The organism is Planococcus sp. RAB007_Raresut, from assembly GCF_057369535.1.
Genome location: NZ_JBXYIF010000010.1, coordinates 1 through 19,769 on the forward strand (window position 1 = coordinate 1; position 19,769 = coordinate 19,769).

The window sequence follows — 19,769 nt, forward strand, 5'->3', positions numbered from 1 at the left end:
TGTTCGTTCCAAAGGGCTTCGTTCATTTCGCCGTCCGGCGCACAATACGCGCCGCCCACAGAGCCGGAGAGAGCGCTCAGATTGCTGTCGGGGTCTTCCAGATTGAAGTTCTCGCCTTTACTGGCCATCGACATGAAAACGGGCAGGACAATCAACAGAAGGACGATGCCGACCACCACCAGTCCCAGCGGACTGAAGAGGACTTTTGTCAGCAGTATGGATCCTATGGTTTTGACCGTTTCTTTCGGATTCATGCCCTCATCCCTTTTCAAATCGTAATATCGTTGATGCTCTTCTGTTCAAACCACAGCTTCTCCGTCACTTCGTTCAGCTGCACTTCCAGTTTAATTTTCTTGGAACCGGTGTAGAAGATGCCCTTGCCGGCCTGTTCCTTTTTCTTGCCGTCTTTCAAGATCAGCGTGGACCGTTCCTCTTTCGAGAACGAATTGCCGAGTTCTTCTTCCAGGTACTTCAGCTCTTCTTCGCTCATCGGCAAATACAAACGCTGCACCGATTGGGTAATGATCGCTTTTCCGTAATTCCGGTTTTCGTCCCGGGCCGACAGGAAATCTTCTACGGACTGGGAAGCCGTCGTGATGCCGCAGTTGAACGAGCGCAGCACTTTCATCATGAAATAAATGAACTCCATCGCTTTCGGCACTTTCGGATCGGCAATGACGTGTGCCTCATCAATGAAGATTTCGCTCGGTTCCCGGTCCCCACTCATGATTTCGTAGGTCGTGTGCGAAAGAATGTTGTAGAAAAGGATCCGCTGAATCTTTTCGTTATTGCTCATCTCTTTCAGGTCGTAACAAATCAAGTCGTTATCAATATTGACGTTTGTCGCCCCGTTAAAGAGCTCGGAATAGATGCCGTAGACATACGTTTCTAGTGTGGTGTGAAAATCGCGAATACGCTCATACAACGGCGGATCAGCCTGTTTGTCGCGTTCGATCAGTTTGTACAAATCCTCCAGCACCGGATAATCGTCCGCGGTCAGCCGGTTGACATCCGTGGTTTCGTCAATCCCTTTTTCTTCGTACACTTTTTGGATGTAGCGGCTGAGTATGTCTTCCTGCAGCTCATTCATTGAGTTGTACATCAGCTTGAACATGACCAGCAGGTTCGAGATTTTTGTGAGCAAAATATTGCCGAGCTCTTTTTCCTCCAGCTGGATCTTCTCGCTGATTTTCGGCAGGTCCATCGGATTGATCCGGTTTCCGCCTTTCAGCTGGAACTTGACCCATGCGCCGCCAAGGTCTTTGTAGTTCCGGCCGAATTCGCCCTTCGGATCCACCGTGATGATTTTCCGGCCGAGCATGTGCTTGTTCGTCATGTTGGCAAACAGGTACGTCGATTTGCCGATTCCGGAAATCCCGATGACAAATTCGTGCCGGTTCAAGAGCGTCGTGTCGTCGACGATGACCACGTTGCCGGTGGTCATGTTGCGCCCCTTGATCAAGCCGGTCTGCGAGAACATTTCGTTTTCGTGAAACGGAAAGAAATACGAAATCGCTTCGGAGTTGGTCATTTTGTACGTCAGTTCCTCTACCTTGTTCTGGTTAAGGGGCAGAAACGACCGGAACGCATCGACGGCCCGGTCGGTGGGGTTGTGGATGATGCCGATTTTTGAGAACTTGCTTTTGACGGTGGTCGTCAGCTGGTCCAGTTCGTCCATCGAACTCGCCACCAGATGGATCAACGTATGGAACAAATAAATCTTGTCGTTCCGGTAGGACAGGTTCCGCAGCATCTCCGAAGCACTTTCAATCTGCCCTTCGGATTCGATGATGGTCTGTTCATCGGCGAACCGGGTGTTCATCTTCATCCGGTTCTGCTTGATGCTTTTGACGAGCTGCGTCCGCACCTCGCCCATGTTGTATTCCTGCAGGTAATTGACAATCGAGACGTTTTCCGGAATCTCCGTCACTTGCTGAATCTTGTTCTGGTCCTGAATCGGATCGTAATCGACAATGAGAAGCGTCCGGGTATAGTTGGAGCCGATCCGCACGGCCGAATCGTATTCCGTCAGGTTATCCGGCGCAATCGCCGTCAGCAACGTTTCGTTCATGCCGCTGATCGTTTCTTCGAATGTCGTCTCTTCTTTCGGTTTGGAGCGAAACAGATTGGTCACCCACTGCATCTCGCCACCTCCTTATTCAAATCGGTCATTCAGTAAGGTCTTGTACTGATCCACCAGCGCTTTGGCCGTGTTCTTGCCGACCACCACATCCAGTTTGGAATTGGTCTTCTGGACGATGTTCTCGCCCTGCGCCTGCGCATTGTCGAAATCGATGCAGGCGTAATAGAATTTCAGCAGTTCATCGTTCTCCAAAATGTTCACATCCAGCTTTTCATATCCCGACAGCATCTGTTCGAGCTTCGCTTTCAGGATATTCGCTGTGGTTTCCAGCTTCATGTAATCTTTCGCGGAATCCGTCATCGGCTTTGAAATCACCAGGTAGCGTTTCCGCGTCACCATGTTCTTCGATTTCTGGATCCGCTCGATCTGGTTGGAATAGCCCTGTTTCAGGACCCGTTTGGCGTAAGAGGTGTTCTGGTCCACCTCTTCGTTGAACCACATGAGGTAATTCGTCAGGTTGATGGGCTGCGCGACCTGCATGAGCTGGATCTGCTTCTCGCCCGTGTCGTTGATGAACGACTGATAGGCCGACAACACATTCTCTTTGGCCAGTTCGTTCATGAGCGACAGATTGACCGAGGAGATTTCCAGCACCTTGATCAGTTTCCGGTCGGATGATTCCAGACAGCCGTTCGCAATATTGGCCAGTCCGAGTTCGGTCCGGGTATCGCCTTGTTTCCGGCTCATTGGCAGTGCCCCTTTCGCGTAATGAAAACTCTTTTTCCGGTGCTTCGCCTGCAGCTTCCAGATGACCTTGTACTGCAGAAGCGACAAATTCTTCCGGATCGGGTGCTTGTTCAACTGAAACACCGTGACAATCATGGCCGGCACGAATGTCACCAGCAGGATTTGCTGATTCAAGTGCCCGGCTTTGAACAGGACATAGGAGAGAGCTGCCCCCAGCAGCAGGAACGGCAGCACAATGAAGACATCCTGAAACGAGATATTGCCGTACAAGTACTTTTTCGTATCGATATTAAGGGGAAGTTCCACCTTCCCGCGTTCACGCAAGCGCTCCTGGCGCTCCATGTAAGAATCCGAACGCATCGCCATCACACACTTTCTGTCTTACAGATTCGTCTGAATGTAATCGATGACCGGTTTGGCCAATAGGAACAACACCACGCCGAGCACACACAGCTTCAGGCCGTTCTTGAATTTCGGTGACGATTGTTCGTCCCCTGCCCATACGCCAATCGCGCAGATCAACAAGCCAATCATGAAAATGGTGATGAAGGTCGTTTGCATGTCACTGAATAAGGTATTAAGAAAAACACTGATGCGATCAAACACGTTTCCACCCCCTTTTGGATTCATTTGACTCCACCTTACTATCTTTGCCTTATTTCTGGCAAGTCAAAACCGACAATTTCCAGTGGTTCTTTTTTCCTTTTTTAAAAATGCCTGATATACGTAATAAAGACGGGTCATTACTAAACTCCTACTGCATTTATCTTGATTTCAAATAGTTGGAACTCAATATTTTTTAATCTATATTATAATAAAAAGCGGAAGTCATTGTGACTTCCGCTTTTGCAGGCGTTCGAGTAATCGTTGTTTTTCGGCTTCCAGATCGTTCAGGGTTGAACTCACTTCTTGTTGTTTTGCTTGTTGCTGCTGTTGTTCGGCTTGTCGCTGTTCACGCAGCCACTCCGGGATGATTTCTTTTCGAACCGGTTCAGGTTCACGGGTGTTTTGCTGATTGAGCCATTTTCGTTTGTCTTCTACTGCTTTTGTCAGCCGGGCCGTGATGCTGATGATGCGCCCCGGTGTCCGTTCCAATGAGTACTGCAAGGCATCTGCATACTGATAATCCGTCAATATTCCTTGATGGGCTTTGTAGTGGTTAAAAATATCTATAACCTTTATTTCGTCATCCATCAATCGCTTTTGATTTTTTTCAAGCACTTCCACCAACACACTTGGAAGATCCGATTCATTTTGGGATAGATTGATACTCTTTTCAGTTTCACTTAAATCAGTATCGCTAAATTCAGTATCATTAGTGTTAAAATTTTTAACTTCTTGAGGTAAAGAATTTTGACTTCTTGAAGTAAAAGATTTTAACTTCTGTTGGGGCACAAGGGTTTCAGCGTCTGTTTTCAGTTGCTTCAACTCTTCCACATCCGAAATGTCAGCAATCGGTTTCAGTAGATAAAGCCGGTTCGACTGGGAAAGCCCCATCCGTTTCTCCTCCAGCAAGTCTGCTTTGTGCAGTTCCTTTTTGATCTTGATGACGGTGGGCTTGCTGCAGTTCAGAATATCCCCAAGCTCCTGATTGCCGTATAGAAAATAGATATTCCCATCGGTATCAAACCACCGATTGCGAATGGACAGTTCCAGCCGGTCCTGCAGGATCGCAAACGCGATTTTCGCATCATTGCTCAGTTTTTTGTACTGCTCATTCGTAAAGAACACTTTCGGTAACCGGTAAAATCGCTCGGCGGCCTCTTCCTGTACATTGTATTTTCTGCTCATCATAAAACGCCCCTTCCAAGAATTCTCTGATCGAACGGAAGAGAAATTCCAAAGGCGCGTTCTTTAAAAGCCGATTTCCTCAGCTTCTATTCAAAAAGACCTCGATTATGCTATAATCAGGATAAGAACGATTCCTTTGAAATTTCTCTACGCGGAAACTCTGTTATTGACGGTCGCCAAACTACCAATAACAGGGTTTGTAGAGATTTTTTAATATATATATTAAATTATTGGAATCAGTATAACATGAAAATCTTAAAACAGACACGGCTATCTGAAAGGATTCGAGCTATGACCTCCCATTATGAACCCAATATCTATGAAAAAATCGGTGGAGCCTTGAAATCCATACGCCTTGAAAAGAAAATGACCTTAAAAGACATCGAAGCCATCAGCGATCTGGCCGGACCCACGATTTCCAATATCGAACGGGGAAAACAGAACGTGTCACTCGGCTGGATCGTCCATTATTCGAATGCCCTTCAAATCAATCCGTCGGAAGTCTTTCTGCGCGCTTTCAAAGACGACTTCCAAACGCAGCAGCTCAATAAAATGTATGAACGCTTCGGTCCTTACAAAACCGATGAAACCGAATAATCCCCTGCCAAGTATCTTTTCACTGAAAAGGTGCTTTTTTTGTTCCCCAAAACAAGATAAAAGAGATTGATGGATACACAACCGATAACCAGGAGAAAAACGAACCCCGTATACAGATATGTATTGGCAGACTGGACAATTAACTGGAATTGAAATTTTTACCATTTATAGTGGCAGCATCAGGGATTCCCACAAGGCGTTCTACTTGGTAGTCCAGTTCTCGCAGAACGAGGTGATTGGCTGGCTCAGTTGCAAAGAGCCGGATTGCTTCGATGTACACCGTGCGGTGTTGCTGCTGGTAACTGAGGGCACACTGAAGAAGCATCGCAATGGAAGTTAATCCTGTCTGCGCTGCCCGGCCTTTTCCTTTTCGTTTGACCAAGATATGCTTGGATTTCCGGATGACTTCGTTGAACGTGCTGCGAGGAATCCCGATCGCTTTGCACAAAGCGGTCTGCGTGGACCATTTGATGGGCTGATCGATGCTCGCGGCTTTTTCGATATAGACGAGCACATCTTCTTCCCATTCGCTGTAATGACTGCGGACGCGGTCTTCCCGGTCTTTTTTATGCTTGTACCAGCCGCCCAGCGGATTGTGGATGGTGATTTCCTTGCCGGTGCCCCATGCTTCCAACAGGTGCTGGATATATTCCTGATGCGCGCCCTTGAACCGGCCTTTATAGGCGCTCTTGACGATTTTCCGCACTTCGCTGTGCCGTATAGGCGAAGCCAGAAACGAGTTGTATTCATCCAGGAGATCGAGCGTTTCGTCCTGCCCTTTCCCGGCGCTGTAGCACGCCAAGGCCAGTGTGAACATCAGGTTGTCCCGGCCGATCTGTCCTTCGCCCCCTTTTACGTGACGCGTGGCCAAGAGTTCCTGGAACCATTCGGACTGTGTCGGATCCAGCGCTTCTTGTTGGGAAGGCAGCACAAAAAGCCCTCGGCCCCGGTCGTCGTCCTGGCGTTTGGACCACGCAATCAAGCTGCCGAAGTCGTAGACCATCTCTTCAGAGAACCAGCGCACGTTGTCTTCATTTGGGATCCGGAAAAAACCGAAGTCATTGCAGGAGATATCGACTCCCTGCAAAACTCCGGCGAGGCTGCGTTTGATGTTCTCTGAGATGCGTTTGGCCACTTTCAGTCCGCGGAAGTCGTTTTGGTTACTGATAAAGAGAGGTTTCTCAAGTACAAAATAGACTTGAAAGCCTTTCGGTGTCTCCAAGACCAGTGTCGGGATGCCGATACTGTGATCGAGCGCAGCCGTCAGGATTTCCGTATACGGCTGTTTTTTTGTGTCGATATCTACCACAAAGGTATTGATTTGCTGCAGGTTGCTTTCTTCATGTCCCTTGACGAACCGCCTGGTTTTGTCCGAATACCTCAAGTAGTTCAGTACATTAGGATTCCAGTGAGAAAGTTCAAGACAATCCTCCAAGAGGGTTTCCTTTGAGGTAATCACATATCCTTTGACACCGAACGGTGTCGCTAGATCTTCCTTGGAACGTGTCACACAGATGGCACCTTTTTTATGCTTAGATGCTCTCTTTTGATGCTCCACAAGTCTTGGCAAAGAGGCAGAGGTCCCAATCTTTTTATATGTATTCAATCCTTCATGGAGTACTGTATCAATGATTTTATAAATATCTTTCATGGTCCCCTGTCTCCTCTCTAATCCTCAACTAAAAAGCGATTGCTTCGTTAGTTCCAAATTATAGAAGAGCGAAAACCCTTATACAATAGGGTTTTCAAGGGTTTTGTAATGTTGTAGATTTATCTACAAATCTACAAATCTACTTGTAGATTAATCTACTAATCTATTTGTAAATGCGTCTACAAATCTACTAATCTATTTGTAGACCTATCTACTTGTAGATTATTTTTAGTTTTAACATTTTTCTTATCTACAAATCTACTTGTAGATTTGTAGATTTGTAGATTATTACAATTCGGCTTGTTCCTATTGCAATCAAGTTTATAAGCAAATAAATAAATTGAAATCTACAAATCTACTTGTATATTAATCTACAAATCTACAAAAAATATTTTAGATGGTTTTTCAATCTACAAATCTACTTGTAGACCTATCTACAAATCTACTTTTTGAATTTTGAAAAATAAATTGAATCTACAAATCTACAAATAGACTGGTCTACAAATCTACAAATAGATTTGTAGACGATATTTTCATTTCTTTCGTAAATAAAAAAAAGAGAGAGAAAAGATGTTTTTCTCTCTACTTGTTATTCAATCTACTTTTATAAAGATCCAGAATTATCTCCAATTGTTTCTTTTCATCCTTGGAGAGAATATTCGTGACATATTCATCAATCAATACATCGGTGAGCTGGTCAACGGTATCAGCGATTCCCATCGTAACTAAGGCATTGAGTTTGTTTTTCATTGCTACACTTACCCGGACAGTCGTCGTTTTTTCTGCAACGGCTGGTTTAGCTGGAGAAAATTTTTTCTCTACAACTTCTTCTTTTTCTTGTTTTACCGGTTGTTGTGGAAGGTCATTCACCGAAAAAGTCGTTTTCGGTGTAACCGTTGGGCTTCTTTCAATCTTTTTCGGTTTTTTTCTAAGTAAATCAGACATCTATATTCGCCTCCCGTGGAATAGGGAAATCAGCAGGATCTGTGACTGCTTTTAATCTTTCCAAAAATTCATTGGCTACGTCCGTGTAATTCGAAATCACATTACGATCATGCATATCGTCTTCGGTAATGCCAGTCATGTCAAATCGCTTTAATCGCTCCATGTTCTTTACGATACCTTTAAACAAATTATGTTCACCGAACATTTCTCTGGCATTTTCTAAGGTTAAGGTATCCACGGCTGCCTGATTTTTTAACAAAACTGGCAATATACCTAAAATATCTAAATCAGCATCATAGTCGTCAATCAAGGTTTGAAGATATTTCGTAAATGCTTCCGCACCCTGCAAACTCCGTTCTTGGGTCTGTAAAACAACAACCACATATTGAGATGCGTATAACGCCGAATCCGTAATGATTGAGAAGGTAGGGGGAACATCGATAAAAATAAAGTCAAAGTCTTTTTTCAACGGTTCCATCAAAGAAGAAAAGAATTGAACGCGATCCACTTCTGATGGAAACTTCTTCTCCAAAAATTTTGGGTACAAAGCAAAATCACTGAAACTAGGGAGTAAATATAAATTTTCTTTGATTGGAGTAACAATTGTACTTAAATCTTCACTTTGGATTGCAGACATCAGCGTCTTTTCAAAGCTCGTGATTTCATCCTCTAGATGGGTTTTTGTTCTTAAATACAGACTCGTTGCATTTGCTTGGGGATCCTGGTCACTCAATAACACTTTATAACCCATATTAGCCAAACAATAAGCAATCATCGTGCTATTTGTGGTTTTTCCGGTACCGCCTTTAAAATTACCAAACGTAACTACTGTGCAAGATTCACTCATTCTTTTCCCTCCTTATTTTGAAACTGGTAACTAATGTTATAACAGCTTGTAGATTTGTAGACAATAAAATAAAACTGATAATTTAAATCTAACATTCTTAAACTATAGATACAATGCAATATAGAGAATTTGTTTATATTTTCTCAAACCGTCTACATGTAGATTAGTCTACATGTAGACGGTTTTTTATTTTTATCTTTATTGAATGCAAATTTGCGGATTAAGTACGTTAAAATTATCGTTAAGAAGGAGTGGACTAATGATTTCTTTATATAAAAGTATGCTTTTAATTCATGCTACATGAATATTTATTACCTTAAGCTTTTACTTAAATGTGAAAGGGGATTATTATGCCTTCAGTGCACGATTTTGGGATAATCGAAAATCTTAATAACCAAATAGATTTTGATGATGAATATAATCCAGAGAAATATAATTGCATTGCAGTTGAAGATGAACTCGTCAGTATTTTAGATAAAAAGCTATTTGGCATGAAAACCTATTTTCATTCGTTGAATCGTCCAGAGATGGGATTAGCTTACTATGGAGTTACAATCATCCCACCTGATTCGCTGTTATTTTTTTATGATGTAGTTACTTCATCAGAGCATCTAAAAAACTCGGATGAACTTAATAAATTGGTTTTAAAAATTCAAGAGGCCATAAAAGAAAAGAAGTATATGATACATTATGGAATTTGAAATCTCTCATTCAATTTAAACGGTTATCTCATATCGTATGAAAGATTTTCAATGCATTTTTGCAGTTTAACTTTTATATAGCCAATAAACTTAAAAGTTATTTTGTACATATGAATTACAAGTGGATGGAGGCTAAGAAATGCCATATCTTATTCGATCAACAAATGGTGTAGTTCTAAGTGATGAAGAACAGGAAACTGTTTTTCACACGAAAGAGGAAGCGCAAAACCAACTTGATTTTTTAACGCTGCACACGACAGAAGAGTGGAAGCTCATTCCGCTTGCTGAACAGGATCATCCAAACCAAAAGGGCTGAGAACTACTTCTCAGCCCTTTTTCATATTCCCTTTTACAAATGCCGAGAAAGTCTGGAAGACTTTCTCCCGTTCGGCCACGGACAACTTTTCCAGTCCGAAATACTTTTCGGCCAGCGCGCCGGTCTCGATTAGTCGCTTGGTCCGCGCTTTTCGCTGTTCCCAACTGGCTCTCCGCTTGGCTTCATTTTGAAGCCGGTTCTTTTTTCTTTTCAACTCTGTAATGCGCTGTTTCAGTTCCTTGGTCTGATCTAAATGATCACGACTGCTGCTCATGGGGTTCCCACGTTTCATTCCCGTCTTCTTTTCGGTTTACTTGAACCGCGAGCTTTTGAATCCATTCAATGGCTTCCTGTTCCGATTCTACCTTCCAAGCCTTGAGCACTTCCTGGCCGATGTTCTTGTGCATTTGCTGTTCGATCATTTTTTGCTTCTCTTTCAGTTTGGCGATTTGCTCTTCGATGCTCGTGATCTTTTCAATATTGTTTGCCATGATCTTCACTCCTTATTATCTTATATTTAAATATATTAACATATATATTAATAAATTCTAGAGAAAAGGGAAAATTTGTGCTACAATAAATCCGAACCCAAAGGGAGAGTGCCCAGTTATACACCACTTCGTGGTGACTGGGGAAAGCGCCTTCGGCCTTTCTTTGTCGCCTTCGGATGTTTTAAGATAAAAGAGCCTGTAAAAAAAGAGGTGAGAGAACGTGAGCTACTTTCGTCTGCAAGCCAACATCATCAGCAAAAAATCTCAATCAGCCGTGGCCAGTGCCAGTTACCGGAGTGGGGAAGACCTGTATTCCGAACGCGACGAGGAAATGAAAAGCTTCAAACCGCGTGAAGTGGCTCCGGTCTCTTTTCTCCTGAAGCCGGATCATGCACCCGACTGGACACTCGACCGCGAAAAGTTATGGAACGAAGTCGAGAAAGTGGAGAAAGCGTGGAATGCGCAGCTGGCCCGTGAGGTATTGATTGCACTTCCAGTTGAGCTTTCTGATGAGCAGCAGCACGAGCTGGTCCAGTCGTTCGTCCAGGAAGAATTCGTGGACGAGGGGATGGTGGCGGACGTCTCAATTCACCGCGACAAACTACATAATCCCCATGCGCATATTTTGCTGACGGTTCGACCGTTCAATGAAGATGGCAGCTGGGGACAGAAGAAAATGCGTCAGTATGAGTACGATGAAAAAGGGGACATTCTCCGGACAGATGATGGAAAAAAAGTGTTTCAGACCGTTCCTTCCACGGACTGGAACGAACGCGAAACCCTCGTGAAGTGGCGCATGAATTACGCAGAAGCCATCAATCAATCCTTCAAGGAACATGGCATCCATAAGGAAGTTTCCGCGCTCTCATTTGAAGAACAGGGACTGGACCAGATTGCGGAAGTTCGGCTCGACCGGAACGAATACCAATACGTCAAACGCATGGAAGAAAAGGGCCTGGAAGCGAAGACGTTCTACCACCAATTGAATCAGGAAATCCGCAAAACAAACGCCGAAATCAAACAGCTGAACCAGCAAATCGCCTTCCTGTCGAACAAGCAGAAACCGCTGGATGTCCAAGCCGTTCTGCACCGGCATACCGTCGAAGTCACGGGTCAGCTGGACGCCGATTACCAGAAAAGCCTGCGGTTCATGGAAGGGCGCCTGAAAGAAACACCGACCTTCCAAAACGTGCACAAACAACTGGAAGGGCTTTACCGCTGGGAAGAGCGAACGCTTGAACCCAAACAGACCGAAGCGGCTGTGACCCATGCCATCTTGACGGCATCCCATCAAGCGAATGGCAAACGCGATACACAAGCGTTAAAAGCACAAGGATTCTCGCTGCAGGCATTCCCGTCACTCTTCGGCGAGCGATTGGATCTGTTGGATAAACTGGAACAGGAAAGGGCTAAATCGGCGAAAACCAATGAAACCGTCACGACCCATGCGGAACGCGCTTACCGGGTGCAAAGCCTGATTGTTCATAACGCATTCCAGGAACTTTATCCGGAAATCGAAGACCGGTTCCAAACAAATGACCGGACCGCCGACTTTAAAGCAACTGTCTTGGAATCCATCCGGAACGAGCAGTGGGAACTCGTTCCACGATCGGAAGAAATGGACGCGCACCTGCAGCTGCATGAGCTGCAAAAGGCTGTGGATCATGCCGTAAAAGCAAGCGAACAAATCCGGATTCAGTCGCTGATGCGCAATAAACTGGGAACTGAAAAAGAGAAGCTGCTGCAGGGTGGAAAAGACTTGGATGGCATTTACGAAACGTCCATCAAACTCAACACCGCCCAGCAATTGATCGGCCGTTACCAGGAAAAAGCCGCGCACCTGGACAAGCAATTGAATGAACTGATCCGTGAGACGTTCCCGGAAGCGAAAGAGAAATTGCTGCAGCAGGTACGGGCGCTACCGCTGGAAATGAAAACGGATCTCTTGAAGCATTACACGGAAAAAGCGAAGCACCACAAAGCTCCGGCGCTGAACGAATGCCTGAAGCAGGCACAAACCGAACAGGACAAACGCAGTGTGGCCTTGGAGCAATACAAAAACCAGCAAAACAGCCGGTTCTATCAAGGACTGGACCACAAGCAACAGGCGCTCGTCCAGTTCCCGAACGGCCGCGCAAGTTCCGAATTGCTCGATCAATTGATGCGGCAAGCGGCGCATCCGAACAACTATAAGAAAGAGCCGCAGCAAACCGCCAAGATGAACCGGAAAGGCCGGAATACGCGTATGCGGCGTTACCTGGGACTCGAAATTGACATGTAAGTGAAAAAGAATGAAAGGCGTGAGCATTATGGCGAAAAAAACGTTACGAAAAGGTGCTGGCGTGAAAATCGGCGTCACGTTCCTGCTGTCCATCGTCGTCGGCTATACGATTACCGGTGTGCTCCGGTTTATTGCCGAAAAGGAATCGTTGAACGGCTTGCTGCTGGATGTCAGCGGCACCATCAGTTTCCTATTGAACGATGCCGACCAGCAATCGCAGCTGTTGGTGGCGATTCTGTCCATTGTCTTCTTCGGTTGGTTTCTCTCCAAAATGAACTTGTTTGAACACAAATACGAAGATGCCCATGATTTCGGCGTTCATGGCTCGGCCCGTTTTACCCAGCCGGCTGAAGTGATTGACGGCAAGCACTTCTCCAAACAGAACAAATACCACAAGGGCAACCCGGAAAGGACGCTAGCTTCACTGGAAAACGGCTTGATCGTCGGCCGGGTACCGGATAAAAAACAGGCGCTCATCATTCCGCGTTCGACAAAAATCGACAACCGCAATGTCTACATCGTCGGTTCCAGCGGGAGTGGGAAAGGGCAATCCTACGTCATCCCGAACCTGTTAAACAATAAGGAAGAAACTTTGATCGTCACCGACCCGAAGGGTGAGCTGTTTGACCAGACCGCAGCCATCAAGCGCGAACAGGGCTATCGGGTCTATCAGATTGATTTCATCAACTTCAAACAGGACGGCTACAACTTACTGGATTACGTCCTGGATGATCAGGACGCGCAAAGCGTGTCCGTCACGATTGCGAAAAACTCCACCAAAGACGGCAAAGAGGACTTCTTCATGGAACGGGCACAGAAGATGCTCGCTGGACTCATCGTCTACTGCAAAACCGAAATTCCGAACGCCAGCATGCAGGATGTGCTGGATGCCTTCAATGAAAAAGTGGCGCCGGATGAAGACAGTTTCCGGGAATGGGTGGATGAAGAGCTCGGAACCGGCCATCCGGCTTACCAGCTGCTAAAAGGATTGACGACGCTCGGCGGCAATACGCGCGCCAGTGTGACCTCTTCCTTCGCTTCACAAGTCAGCATTTTCACCTTGAAGAAAATCAGCGACATGACCCGGACGAGCGATTTCAACTTCCGGGAGTTCCAGGAACAGAAAAGTGTGCTGTACGTGAAGCTGCCGATGGACGAGAACCCGTTCACCGCGCTCACGTCGGTCTTCTTTGACCAATTGATTGCCCAGTTCTACAAGATGGCCGATGAAAACAAAGGCAAGCTGAAGATTCCCACCATCTTTTTACTCGATGAATTCGCGAATATCGGCAAAATCGAAAAATACGGCCGGGTGTTGGCCACGTGCCGGGGTCTTGGGTTGTCCATGAATACGATTGTGCAGGACAATGGCCAAATCGAATCCATCTACGGCAAGGAAATGGCCCGTTCCATCCTCTCCAACCACGATACGCTGCTGTTCCTTCGCAGCAAGGACATGGAAACCATCAAGTACTTCTCCCAGCTTGCCGGTGAAACAACCGCCAAAGTGCAGACCGGCTCATCGAGCCAAAGCGGCGGTTTCCTAAGCGGGAAATCCAGTGCCAGCCAAAGCCAGTCGGAACAATACGTCAAACGCTCCCTGATTCCGGAGGGCGACCTGTCGAGCATTTCCCGGGAGGACTGTTACCTGTTTGTCAGCGGGCTCTATCCGATGAAGCTGCAAAAAGCGTGGCAGTCGGAACTGTTCGGGGATTACGTGGAGAAGTACCAGGCAGAGCATCCTGAACCGAAAATGGAACCAAAACCGGCTGTCCAGTGGCCAGCTGCTGAAAACGAACCGGCAGTACCACCTGAAGAACCGGTAGCACTGGCTTCCGGTGGAAGCACCACGCGCGTGATTGAAGAAGAAATCAATCAATCGGATCTGTTCGATCTGGGTTACGAGGAAGAGGAACTGGAAGACCATCCGGATTCCGAGTCCGCGCCTGAAAATGAACCAACGATTGACGAGCGCTTGAAAGAAAAAGAAGAAATCGATCTACGGACGCTTTTATAAGCAGAAAGGGAGGAACACGGATGCTTGTGACCATCAGCGACATCATCGCAAGTGATAAGCGGATCTTGAGTTTCTATGATCCCGTGCCATTTGAGGCGCTCACGTATGAAGGTGTGCTGGATCTTGAAGAAGATATCCAGGACTACGCCATCACCTGTTACACCCCCGTCCGGATCCCCGGACAAATGGAACCCCTGTACGAGGCTTGGTACATCAGAAAGGATGTGATTGACTATGTCGACTAAACTGGACCTGACAGAAATCAACACGCGGCTCGAGAAGAACCTCGAAGAGCTGTTCAACAATGACCGGTTCCAGGACATGCTCGATGTCATGGCAAGCGGCCATCAGTATTCCTTCAATAACGTCCTGATGATTGCCGCCCAAAAGCCGGAAGCCACGATGGTGCGCGGTTTCAAGCAATGGCAGACGCTTGGACGCCATGTCAACAAAGGGGAAAAGAGCATCGACATTCTCGTTCCATCCTTTAAGAAGGTGGAAGTGCAGAAAATCAATGAACAGACCGGCGAAGTGCTGCGCGACAAGAACGGCGACCCGGAGTCTGAAGTCAAACAGAGCATCACCGGATTCATGGTCGGGAAAGTGTTTGATGTCTCGCAGACCAACGGCAAAGAGATTCCGAATGTCCGCGATTTCATCCAAAAGGACCTGCAGTCATCGGAGTCACTGACGGAACTGTATGACCGGTTTATTGACCGGATCAACCAGAATGATCAGATTTCCCTGAACATCCAGGAAGAAGCCCATCACATGGAAACATACGGCGGTTACTACAACCGGCAGACGGATGACATTGTCATCAATACGGCTGTTTCCATCACTGCGGAACAGAAATTCCGTGTCTTGATTCATGAATATGCCCACAGCCAGCTGCACCACCGGGAAAACGACTTGAAAGACCTGCCAAGAGGCCACCGCGAAGCACAGGCCGAATGCACGGCGTATATCGTGTCTCAGTATTACGGGTTTGATACGGACCTTTCGTCCACCGGCTACATTGCCACGTGGGCACAGGATTTGAATTTGGCCAAACAAGCCATTCAGGAAGTACAGACTGTCTCTCGGGAAACCATTGAGCAGCTCAACTCCCTGCAGAGCGAGAAAATACAGGACTTCTATCAGACCGTCGATGTGGAAATGACGAAGAACACGCTGGAAAACAAATATGCGATCTCTCTCGAAGAACGGCCGACCCTGCAGCTACTGGATGCGAAAAACGGACTCGTCATTTATGCGACCGTGGAACAGAACGAACGGGATGATCAGTTTTACTTGCGGACCAACACGAACCGGATTGTTCCCCTGCAGGAGATCGATGAACGCTATAACGTCTTGCATGTACTGGAAAACAAAGGCGAACTCGTCAAGGAATACCGGAAAGTCGAAGATTTCCTGAAAGTGACGAAAATCGAGGATGGAAAATACGCCGTGACGCTAGAAGGCGGCGAAAGTACGCAGCGCACTTTCACGAAAAAGGCGGAAGGAGAGCAATTCATCCAAAAAACCGCACTTGCCCAGTCCTTAAATACCGACCGATTCCTGAGCCGGACGCAGCACAAAGACACGCAGCACCTGCAAAAGCTGAACAACAAGCACTTGAACGAACGCCTCGGCTCCATGCTCAAACAGAAGAACTTAAAAGCGGAAACCCAGCACGGCGTGACGATCGGCTGGCAATTGGTGAAAAATCCGCGGATCCAGTCGAAAGACGACTTGCAGCAGCACATTGAAGGAATGAATCCGAATCATTCCCAGACGAAAGAAGTGGCGTCGGCCTTCAAGCAGCTGCAAGCAGCCGAAAAAACCAAAGACAAAGAGAACGAATTGGAACGATAAATGACCGAAAGTAGCAAGAAACGAAGGGCAAACGCTTCGTTTCTTGTTTTTTTGTTTATTTGAAAGAATATTAAAAACTTTTTATACTACTTTTGACTCAGTTCATCTATACTTAGAAAAAAAGCCATATATTGGTGGAATGGAGACTCGCATGAAACGTTTACCGACCGTCAGCAAGGCAAAAGAGGAAATTGAATTTTTACAGGAATACGTGTTTTTAGCTGAAACTTATCAAGCTGGAAGCCTGCAGGAACAGATTATTCAGCTGTACGCCTTCACCGGAAGCATTCAGAAAGTCACGGACCAATTGAATGCGGAACGTGCACAGGAAAAATTATTGCCGATCGATGCGAAGGTTGTTACCCAAGTCATCCAAAGCAGACCCATGGATCCCTTACATAAATTGGTGAGAACCAATTACCTCAACAAAACCCGGCCCACAAGACAACGCAGTAAAATGTACGCAAAATGGTAAACGTTTAATAGAGAAACCCCATTCGATGCCGGATGGCACGCGTTCTCCTAACAAAGCACACGACGCTTTGCCAGGATTCCTAGCGTGTCGCTTCCCTCTAAAAAGACCGATAATCAGGGGCTGTACAACTTTGTTTACAGCCTCTAGATTCCTGTTCTTTTCTTTACTAGGGAACGAGCCGGAAAACCCTGAAACAGACAAGCAGAAGGCAGCCAACTGGCTGCCATTTTTATATTTTTTGCTTTTGGCCACCGGAGCGTACCCATTCCCAGCCTGTCTAAGCCTGAAACAGCGGCAGATTCCTTGGCTTACGCCCTACCACTGTTTTAGGCCAAGACAGGAGCCGACTGAAGAGCAAAACATCAGTCAAGGGGCGAAAAACTTTTTCAGATCTTGCTGCGCTGAAAAACTTTTTACGCTGGAACCCTTGACTGGTCGGCTATGGGATGGGTCCGTCCTACTCACCAAAAGGCAAAAAATAATCCCTTTTGGGACATTTACCGCCCGGCGGACCAAAACAAAAGGAGAGCGATAAAAATGAAACTTGAAACCCTTATCGAAGTGACCCGAATCAAAATGGAAATCAAAGAAGTCGAGGAAACGTACCGGAACATGATGCCGAACCGGATTCATTCTGCTTCCGATGCCATTAATTTTGCGAAAGCACTCATTGGTGATGAAGACCGGGAAATCTTTTTAGTCCTTTGCCTGAACACAAAAAATGAAATTACAGCCGTTCACCGTTGCCATACCGGCAGTATAAACGCCAGTATTGTCCATCCGAGAGAAGTGTTCAAATCAGCCATCCTGAACAATTCCGCAAGCATCATCGTCGCCCATAACCATCCATCCGGAGATTGTCAGCACTCACCCGAAGACATAGCCGTTACGAAACGCCTTGAGGAAGCCGGCGCCATCATCGGCATTGAATTGCTCGATTCCCTCATTGTCAGCCACAAAGACGGGGTTTCCTTGAGGGAAAAAGGAATTATATAAGACCAGAAGGGGGAAATTCCCCCCTTTTATTTTTTGTAAAAAATGCATTTTTAACGAGTGCAGACATTTTCTAAAAAACGCGACCACCCGGAAGAAGTCATCTTCCGGGTGGCCAAACAGCCTTTACAGCAGAAAAGGTAGTTTGTTGAATCATTCAACAAAACTTGTTATAGTAAAGAAAATAATGTTGAATGATTCAACAACAGGAGGGAACAAGATGAAAAAAGCTACTGCTAATCTTTTTGACAACTTCCCAAATCTTGAAGATTATATTTTTGAAAATGAAAAAATAACAGACGCATCCAAATTAACGCAACATGAAAAGGCGATGGTCGGCCTTGCCCGATTTTTCGAATTTAATGAAGCCTTCGATCTCAATCAATTGTTTAGAGAAGTGGACCCAGAATGGATTCCGTTCGCACTTGAACAACTCCAAACCTATTTTTACGAGGATACGTACCTGACTAAAAAACAAAAACCCTTAATGATTAAGGATTCTACAGATCTCTTAAATCAAACAGCGTTTGCCGAACTGATGAACACTCATGGCTTTAACATGGATTCAAAAAAAATCCACATGCAACGAAAAAGAGGAAAATTGCCAAAAGAAACGCTAGTGATCAGCGGCCATCCCTATTGGCTAAAAGAAGAAGCTGAACGTTATATTGCAGCAAATCAAAAGACAGACACCTAAGGGGGTCTGTCTCTTCTCTTACCTATTACTTTCTTAACGCGGATTGCAATGTTACTGAAACTTTCTTATCCCTAATGAGTGTTTCAGCAGTCTCGCTTATGTTAAGCAATCGCCATTTGTTCGTATGTATGACTGGAATGGTTATCATTCAACGTGTTCAATCCGTTCAGCAGTCACCTTCTCAGGCGTGCCGTCATGCCATTGATGGACGTCTCCCGGCCTAAAGCCACTGCATAATAGTCGTCTCCGTTGTGTTCGATGGTCGTCTGAATCCAGTACACTCTGTCATCTTCATCCTCGTCGTCATCCTCCACCAGAAGTTCGATTCTACTCCCGCTTGTAAAGTAATCCCCGTTCAGCATTTCATAGCGGCCAGCGGAATTATGGAAAATCGGCCCTTCTGAGATGACGTCTTTGGACAGGTATTCCAGTTTCCGGTGGATATCGTCCAGCTTTTCGGTCAGCCCACGGTATTGCCCAATTAAAAATCTTTCGTCCAAGTCCCGACTGGAGGCAATGTTTTCCCCATCATCCCCTAACCGGTAAAGCAGATCCTGAATTTTTCTTTTCAGTTTGCCAAACTCATTCTGTGTATCCTCCAATGAAATTGCTGTACTGCTTTTTGAAAAATAACTCAAAACATCAGCTCCCTTATACATTTTCGTATAGCCATTCAAGTTCTTAGACCATCATATCCTGAGGATGATTTTCTGCTGAAGGCGAAAAACTGCCTCCCGCATTTTTGACAGATAACTCAATCTACTTTCACTATACTCGTTTCAGGAACAGACTTCCAGGTCTTCTCCATCATTTTCAAAGCAGGTAAAGCCTCACTTATTTTTTAAAAACAAAATGCCGGAAGTGGACTTTCAGCAGCTGCAGCTGCCAACTCCAGAAACCGGGTGAATCAGTCCAGCATATGGATAGAAGTAATCGTATCAATCGCAAGCTGCCATTCGCCAAAGGGATCATCGTAGGTGACCATACGCTGGGTATCATCTACTTTTCGAATTGTGCACCGATGGAATTTGAAATGACGGTCTTCCCAGGATTGAATGAAGACGGTACATTTACGGTCATGGGCAACGATCAGCATATCCCAGATGGCTTGTTTTTCATCGGCACTGAGCATCGGCTGCGGGTCACTTTCCGAGTGATTATCAGCATCCCATGCATGCTGTGATACGAACAGTCCGTCCCACTGCGTGTGCCTTCTCTCATTTTCTAGACTATTACTTCTTTTTTCTTCCATCACTACTTCCTCCCCATAAATAAGAACG

General features: G+C 45.9%; 21 protein-coding genes and 1 pseudogene. 11 read left to right on the top strand and 11 right to left on the bottom strand.

Translation table 11 applies throughout. The features are described from left to right. The 5 genes and pseudogenes from AC2Q9J_RS16555 to AC2Q9J_RS16575 all read right to left on the bottom strand — a co-directional run. A pseudogene (locus AC2Q9J_RS16555) lies at positions 1-272 on the bottom strand (peptidase M23); the annotation flags it as partial. Beyond that, positions 269-2,143: a VirB4 family type IV secretion system protein gene (locus AC2Q9J_RS16560; RefSeq protein WP_499041660.1), complete on the bottom strand. Its 1,875-nt coding sequence runs from the start codon at positions 2,141-2,143 to the stop codon at positions 269-271. The pseudogene AC2Q9J_RS16555 and the gene AC2Q9J_RS16560, both read right to left, overlap by 4 nt. Positions 2,144-2,155: 12 nt before the next feature. Further along, positions 2,156-3,196: a TraC-like domain-containing protein gene (locus tag AC2Q9J_RS16565; protein ID WP_499041662.1), complete on the bottom strand. Its 1,041-nt coding sequence runs from the start codon at positions 3,194-3,196 to the stop codon at positions 2,156-2,158. A 15-nt stretch (positions 3,197-3,211) separates the two neighbouring features. Beyond that, on the bottom strand, positions 3,212-3,460 hold the full coding sequence (locus tag AC2Q9J_RS16570; protein ID WP_499041664.1) for a hypothetical protein: 249 nt from the start codon (positions 3,458-3,460) through the stop codon (positions 3,212-3,214). A 198-nt stretch (positions 3,461-3,658) separates the two neighbouring features. Then, positions 3,659-4,624 (bottom strand): replication initiator protein A, encoded by a 966-nt coding sequence (locus AC2Q9J_RS16575; RefSeq protein WP_499041666.1) that lies wholly within the window; start codon positions 4,622-4,624, stop codon positions 3,659-3,661. Between the two features lie 288 nt (positions 4,625-4,912). Between AC2Q9J_RS16575 and AC2Q9J_RS16580 the strand changes: the two genes are divergently transcribed. Beyond that, positions 4,913-5,218 carry a helix-turn-helix domain-containing protein gene (locus AC2Q9J_RS16580; protein ID WP_372868169.1) on the top strand — a complete coding sequence of 102 codons (306 nt, stop codon included), beginning with the start codon at positions 4,913-4,915 and terminating at the stop codon, positions 5,216-5,218. Between the two features lie 139 nt (positions 5,219-5,357). On the opposite strand, the gene AC2Q9J_RS16585 is transcribed toward AC2Q9J_RS16580, so the two are convergent. The 3 genes from AC2Q9J_RS16585 to AC2Q9J_RS16595 form a co-directional block, all read right to left on the bottom strand. After that, positions 5,358-6,869 carry a primase C-terminal domain-containing protein gene (locus AC2Q9J_RS16585; RefSeq protein ID WP_499041668.1) on the bottom strand — a complete coding sequence of 504 codons (1,512 nt, stop codon included), beginning with the start codon at positions 6,867-6,869 and terminating at the stop codon, positions 5,358-5,360. Positions 6,870-7,451: 582 nt separating this feature from the next. Beyond that, complete coding sequence (locus tag AC2Q9J_RS16590) at positions 7,452-7,814, bottom strand: DUF5388 domain-containing protein (RefSeq protein WP_117314271.1); 363 nt, start codon at positions 7,812-7,814, stop codon at positions 7,452-7,454. Beyond that, positions 7,807-8,661 (bottom strand): ParA family protein, encoded by an 855-nt coding sequence (locus tag AC2Q9J_RS16595; RefSeq protein WP_372868164.1) that lies wholly within the window; start codon positions 8,659-8,661, stop codon positions 7,807-7,809. The genes AC2Q9J_RS16590 and AC2Q9J_RS16595 overlap by 8 nt, the downstream gene beginning before the upstream one ends. Before the next feature lie 350 nt (positions 8,662-9,011). Here AC2Q9J_RS16595 and AC2Q9J_RS16600 point away from each other — a divergent pair, with 350 nt between their 5' ends. Both AC2Q9J_RS16600 and AC2Q9J_RS16605 read left to right on the top strand, forming a co-directional pair. Further along, positions 9,012-9,362: a short-chain dehydrogenase gene (locus AC2Q9J_RS16600; RefSeq protein WP_499041670.1), complete on the top strand. Its 351-nt coding sequence runs from the start codon at positions 9,012-9,014 to the stop codon at positions 9,360-9,362. Between the two features lie 139 nt (positions 9,363-9,501). Next, on the top strand, positions 9,502-9,678 hold the full coding sequence (locus AC2Q9J_RS16605; protein ID WP_499041672.1) for a hypothetical protein: 177 nt from the start codon (positions 9,502-9,504) through the stop codon (positions 9,676-9,678). Positions 9,679-9,688: 10 nt separating this feature from the next. Here the strand turns inward: AC2Q9J_RS16605 and AC2Q9J_RS16610 are convergent, their stop codons facing one another. Both AC2Q9J_RS16610 and AC2Q9J_RS16615 read right to left on the bottom strand, forming a co-directional pair. After that, positions 9,689-9,952: a hypothetical protein gene (locus tag AC2Q9J_RS16610; protein WP_499041673.1), complete on the bottom strand. Its 264-nt coding sequence runs from the start codon at positions 9,950-9,952 to the stop codon at positions 9,689-9,691. Then, positions 9,936-10,169, bottom strand: coding sequence for a hypothetical protein (locus tag AC2Q9J_RS16615; protein WP_499041675.1), 234 nt, complete (start codon positions 10,167-10,169; stop codon positions 9,936-9,938). The genes AC2Q9J_RS16610 and AC2Q9J_RS16615 overlap by 17 nt, the downstream gene beginning before the upstream one ends. Before the next feature lie 220 nt (positions 10,170-10,389). On the opposite strand from AC2Q9J_RS16615, the gene mobQ reads away from it, so the two are divergent. From mobQ to AC2Q9J_RS16650, 7 genes are all read left to right on the top strand, one after another. Beyond that, positions 10,390-12,450, top strand: coding sequence for a MobQ family relaxase (gene mobQ / locus AC2Q9J_RS16620; RefSeq protein WP_499041677.1), 2,061 nt, complete (start codon positions 10,390-10,392; stop codon positions 12,448-12,450). Positions 12,451-12,478: 28 nt separating this feature from the next. Next, a complete protein-coding gene (locus AC2Q9J_RS16625; protein WP_499041679.1) occupies positions 12,479-14,467 on the top strand; it encodes a VirD4-like conjugal transfer protein, CD1115 family in 1,989 nt (662 codons plus the stop codon). Between the two features lie 20 nt (positions 14,468-14,487). Then, on the top strand, positions 14,488-14,712 hold the full coding sequence (locus AC2Q9J_RS16630; protein ID WP_112224882.1) for a hypothetical protein: 225 nt from the start codon (positions 14,488-14,490) through the stop codon (positions 14,710-14,712). After that, a complete protein-coding gene (locus AC2Q9J_RS16635) occupies positions 14,702-16,324 on the top strand; it encodes an ArdC-like ssDNA-binding domain-containing protein (protein WP_499041681.1) in 1,623 nt (540 codons plus the stop codon). The genes AC2Q9J_RS16630 and AC2Q9J_RS16635 overlap by 11 nt, the downstream gene beginning before the upstream one ends. 151 nt (positions 16,325-16,475) lie before the next feature. Then, positions 16,476-16,799, top strand: coding sequence for a hypothetical protein (locus tag AC2Q9J_RS16640; RefSeq protein WP_499041683.1), 324 nt, complete (start codon positions 16,476-16,478; stop codon positions 16,797-16,799). Positions 16,800-17,336: 537 nt separating this feature from the next. Next, on the top strand, positions 17,337-17,795 hold the full coding sequence (locus AC2Q9J_RS16645; RefSeq protein WP_372868148.1) for a JAB domain-containing protein: 459 nt from the start codon (positions 17,337-17,339) through the stop codon (positions 17,793-17,795). Between the two features lie 217 nt (positions 17,796-18,012). Then, entirely contained in the window at positions 18,013-18,489 is a 477-nt protein-coding gene (locus AC2Q9J_RS16650) for a hypothetical protein (protein ID WP_499041686.1), read from the top strand. A 173-nt stretch (positions 18,490-18,662) separates the two neighbouring features. Here the strand turns inward: AC2Q9J_RS16650 and AC2Q9J_RS16655 are convergent, their stop codons facing one another. Further along, the gene (locus AC2Q9J_RS16655; protein WP_499041688.1) at positions 18,663-19,127 is read right to left on the bottom strand and encodes a DUF5348 domain-containing protein; all 465 of its coding nucleotides are present in this window, start codon (positions 19,125-19,127) and stop codon (positions 18,663-18,665) included. 281 nt (positions 19,128-19,408) lie between these two features. Here AC2Q9J_RS16655 and AC2Q9J_RS16660 point away from each other — a divergent pair, with 281 nt between their 5' ends. Next, positions 19,409-19,672, top strand: coding sequence for a hypothetical protein (locus tag AC2Q9J_RS16660; protein WP_499041690.1), 264 nt, complete (start codon positions 19,409-19,411; stop codon positions 19,670-19,672). Positions 19,673-19,769 lie beyond the last annotated feature (97 nt).

What these genes read in the sequence shown, in the direction of transcription:
- AC2Q9J_RS16560 (WP_499041660.1), bottom strand. Translation starts at nt 2,143, where the DNA reads ATGCAGTGGGTGACCAATCTGTTTCGCTCCAAACCGAAAGAAGAGACG.
- AC2Q9J_RS16565 (WP_499041662.1), bottom strand. Translation starts at nt 3,196, where the DNA reads ATGGCGATGCGTTCGGATTCTTACATGGAGCGCCAGGAGCGCTTGCGT.
- AC2Q9J_RS16570 (WP_499041664.1), bottom strand. Translation starts at nt 3,460, where the DNA reads ATGAATCCAAAAGGGGGTGGAAACGTGTTTGATCGCATCAGTGTTTTT.
- AC2Q9J_RS16575 (WP_499041666.1), bottom strand. Translation starts at nt 4,624, where the DNA reads ATGATGAGCAGAAAATACAATGTACAGGAAGAGGCCGCCGAGCGATTT.
- AC2Q9J_RS16580 (WP_372868169.1), top strand. Translation starts at nt 4,913, where the DNA reads ATGACCTCCCATTATGAACCCAATATCTATGAAAAAATCGGTGGAGCC.
- AC2Q9J_RS16585 (WP_499041668.1), bottom strand. Translation starts at nt 6,869, where the DNA reads ATGAAAGATATTTATAAAATCATTGATACAGTACTCCATGAAGGATTG.
- AC2Q9J_RS16590 (WP_117314271.1), bottom strand. Translation starts at nt 7,814, where the DNA reads ATGTCTGATTTACTTAGAAAAAAACCGAAAAAGATTGAAAGAAGCCCA.
- AC2Q9J_RS16595 (WP_372868164.1), bottom strand. Translation starts at nt 8,661, where the DNA reads ATGAGTGAATCTTGCACAGTAGTTACGTTTGGTAATTTTAAAGGCGGT.
- AC2Q9J_RS16600 (WP_499041670.1), top strand. Translation starts at nt 9,012, where the DNA reads ATGCCTTCAGTGCACGATTTTGGGATAATCGAAAATCTTAATAACCAA.
- AC2Q9J_RS16605 (WP_499041672.1), top strand. Translation starts at nt 9,502, where the DNA reads ATGCCATATCTTATTCGATCAACAAATGGTGTAGTTCTAAGTGATGAA.
- AC2Q9J_RS16610 (WP_499041673.1), bottom strand. Translation starts at nt 9,952, where the DNA reads ATGAGCAGCAGTCGTGATCATTTAGATCAGACCAAGGAACTGAAACAG.
- AC2Q9J_RS16615 (WP_499041675.1), bottom strand. Translation starts at nt 10,169, where the DNA reads ATGGCAAACAATATTGAAAAGATCACGAGCATCGAAGAGCAAATCGCC.
- AC2Q9J_RS16625 (WP_499041679.1), top strand. Translation starts at nt 12,479, where the DNA reads ATGGCGAAAAAAACGTTACGAAAAGGTGCTGGCGTGAAAATCGGCGTC.
- AC2Q9J_RS16630 (WP_112224882.1), top strand. Translation starts at nt 14,488, where the DNA reads ATGCTTGTGACCATCAGCGACATCATCGCAAGTGATAAGCGGATCTTG.
- AC2Q9J_RS16635 (WP_499041681.1), top strand. Translation starts at nt 14,702, where the DNA reads ATGTCGACTAAACTGGACCTGACAGAAATCAACACGCGGCTCGAGAAG.
- AC2Q9J_RS16640 (WP_499041683.1), top strand. Translation starts at nt 16,476, where the DNA reads ATGAAACGTTTACCGACCGTCAGCAAGGCAAAAGAGGAAATTGAATTT.
- AC2Q9J_RS16645 (WP_372868148.1), top strand. Translation starts at nt 17,337, where the DNA reads ATGAAACTTGAAACCCTTATCGAAGTGACCCGAATCAAAATGGAAATC.
- AC2Q9J_RS16650 (WP_499041686.1), top strand. Translation starts at nt 18,013, where the DNA reads ATGAAAAAAGCTACTGCTAATCTTTTTGACAACTTCCCAAATCTTGAA.
- AC2Q9J_RS16660 (WP_499041690.1), top strand. Translation starts at nt 19,409, where the DNA reads ATGGATAGAAGTAATCGTATCAATCGCAAGCTGCCATTCGCCAAAGGG.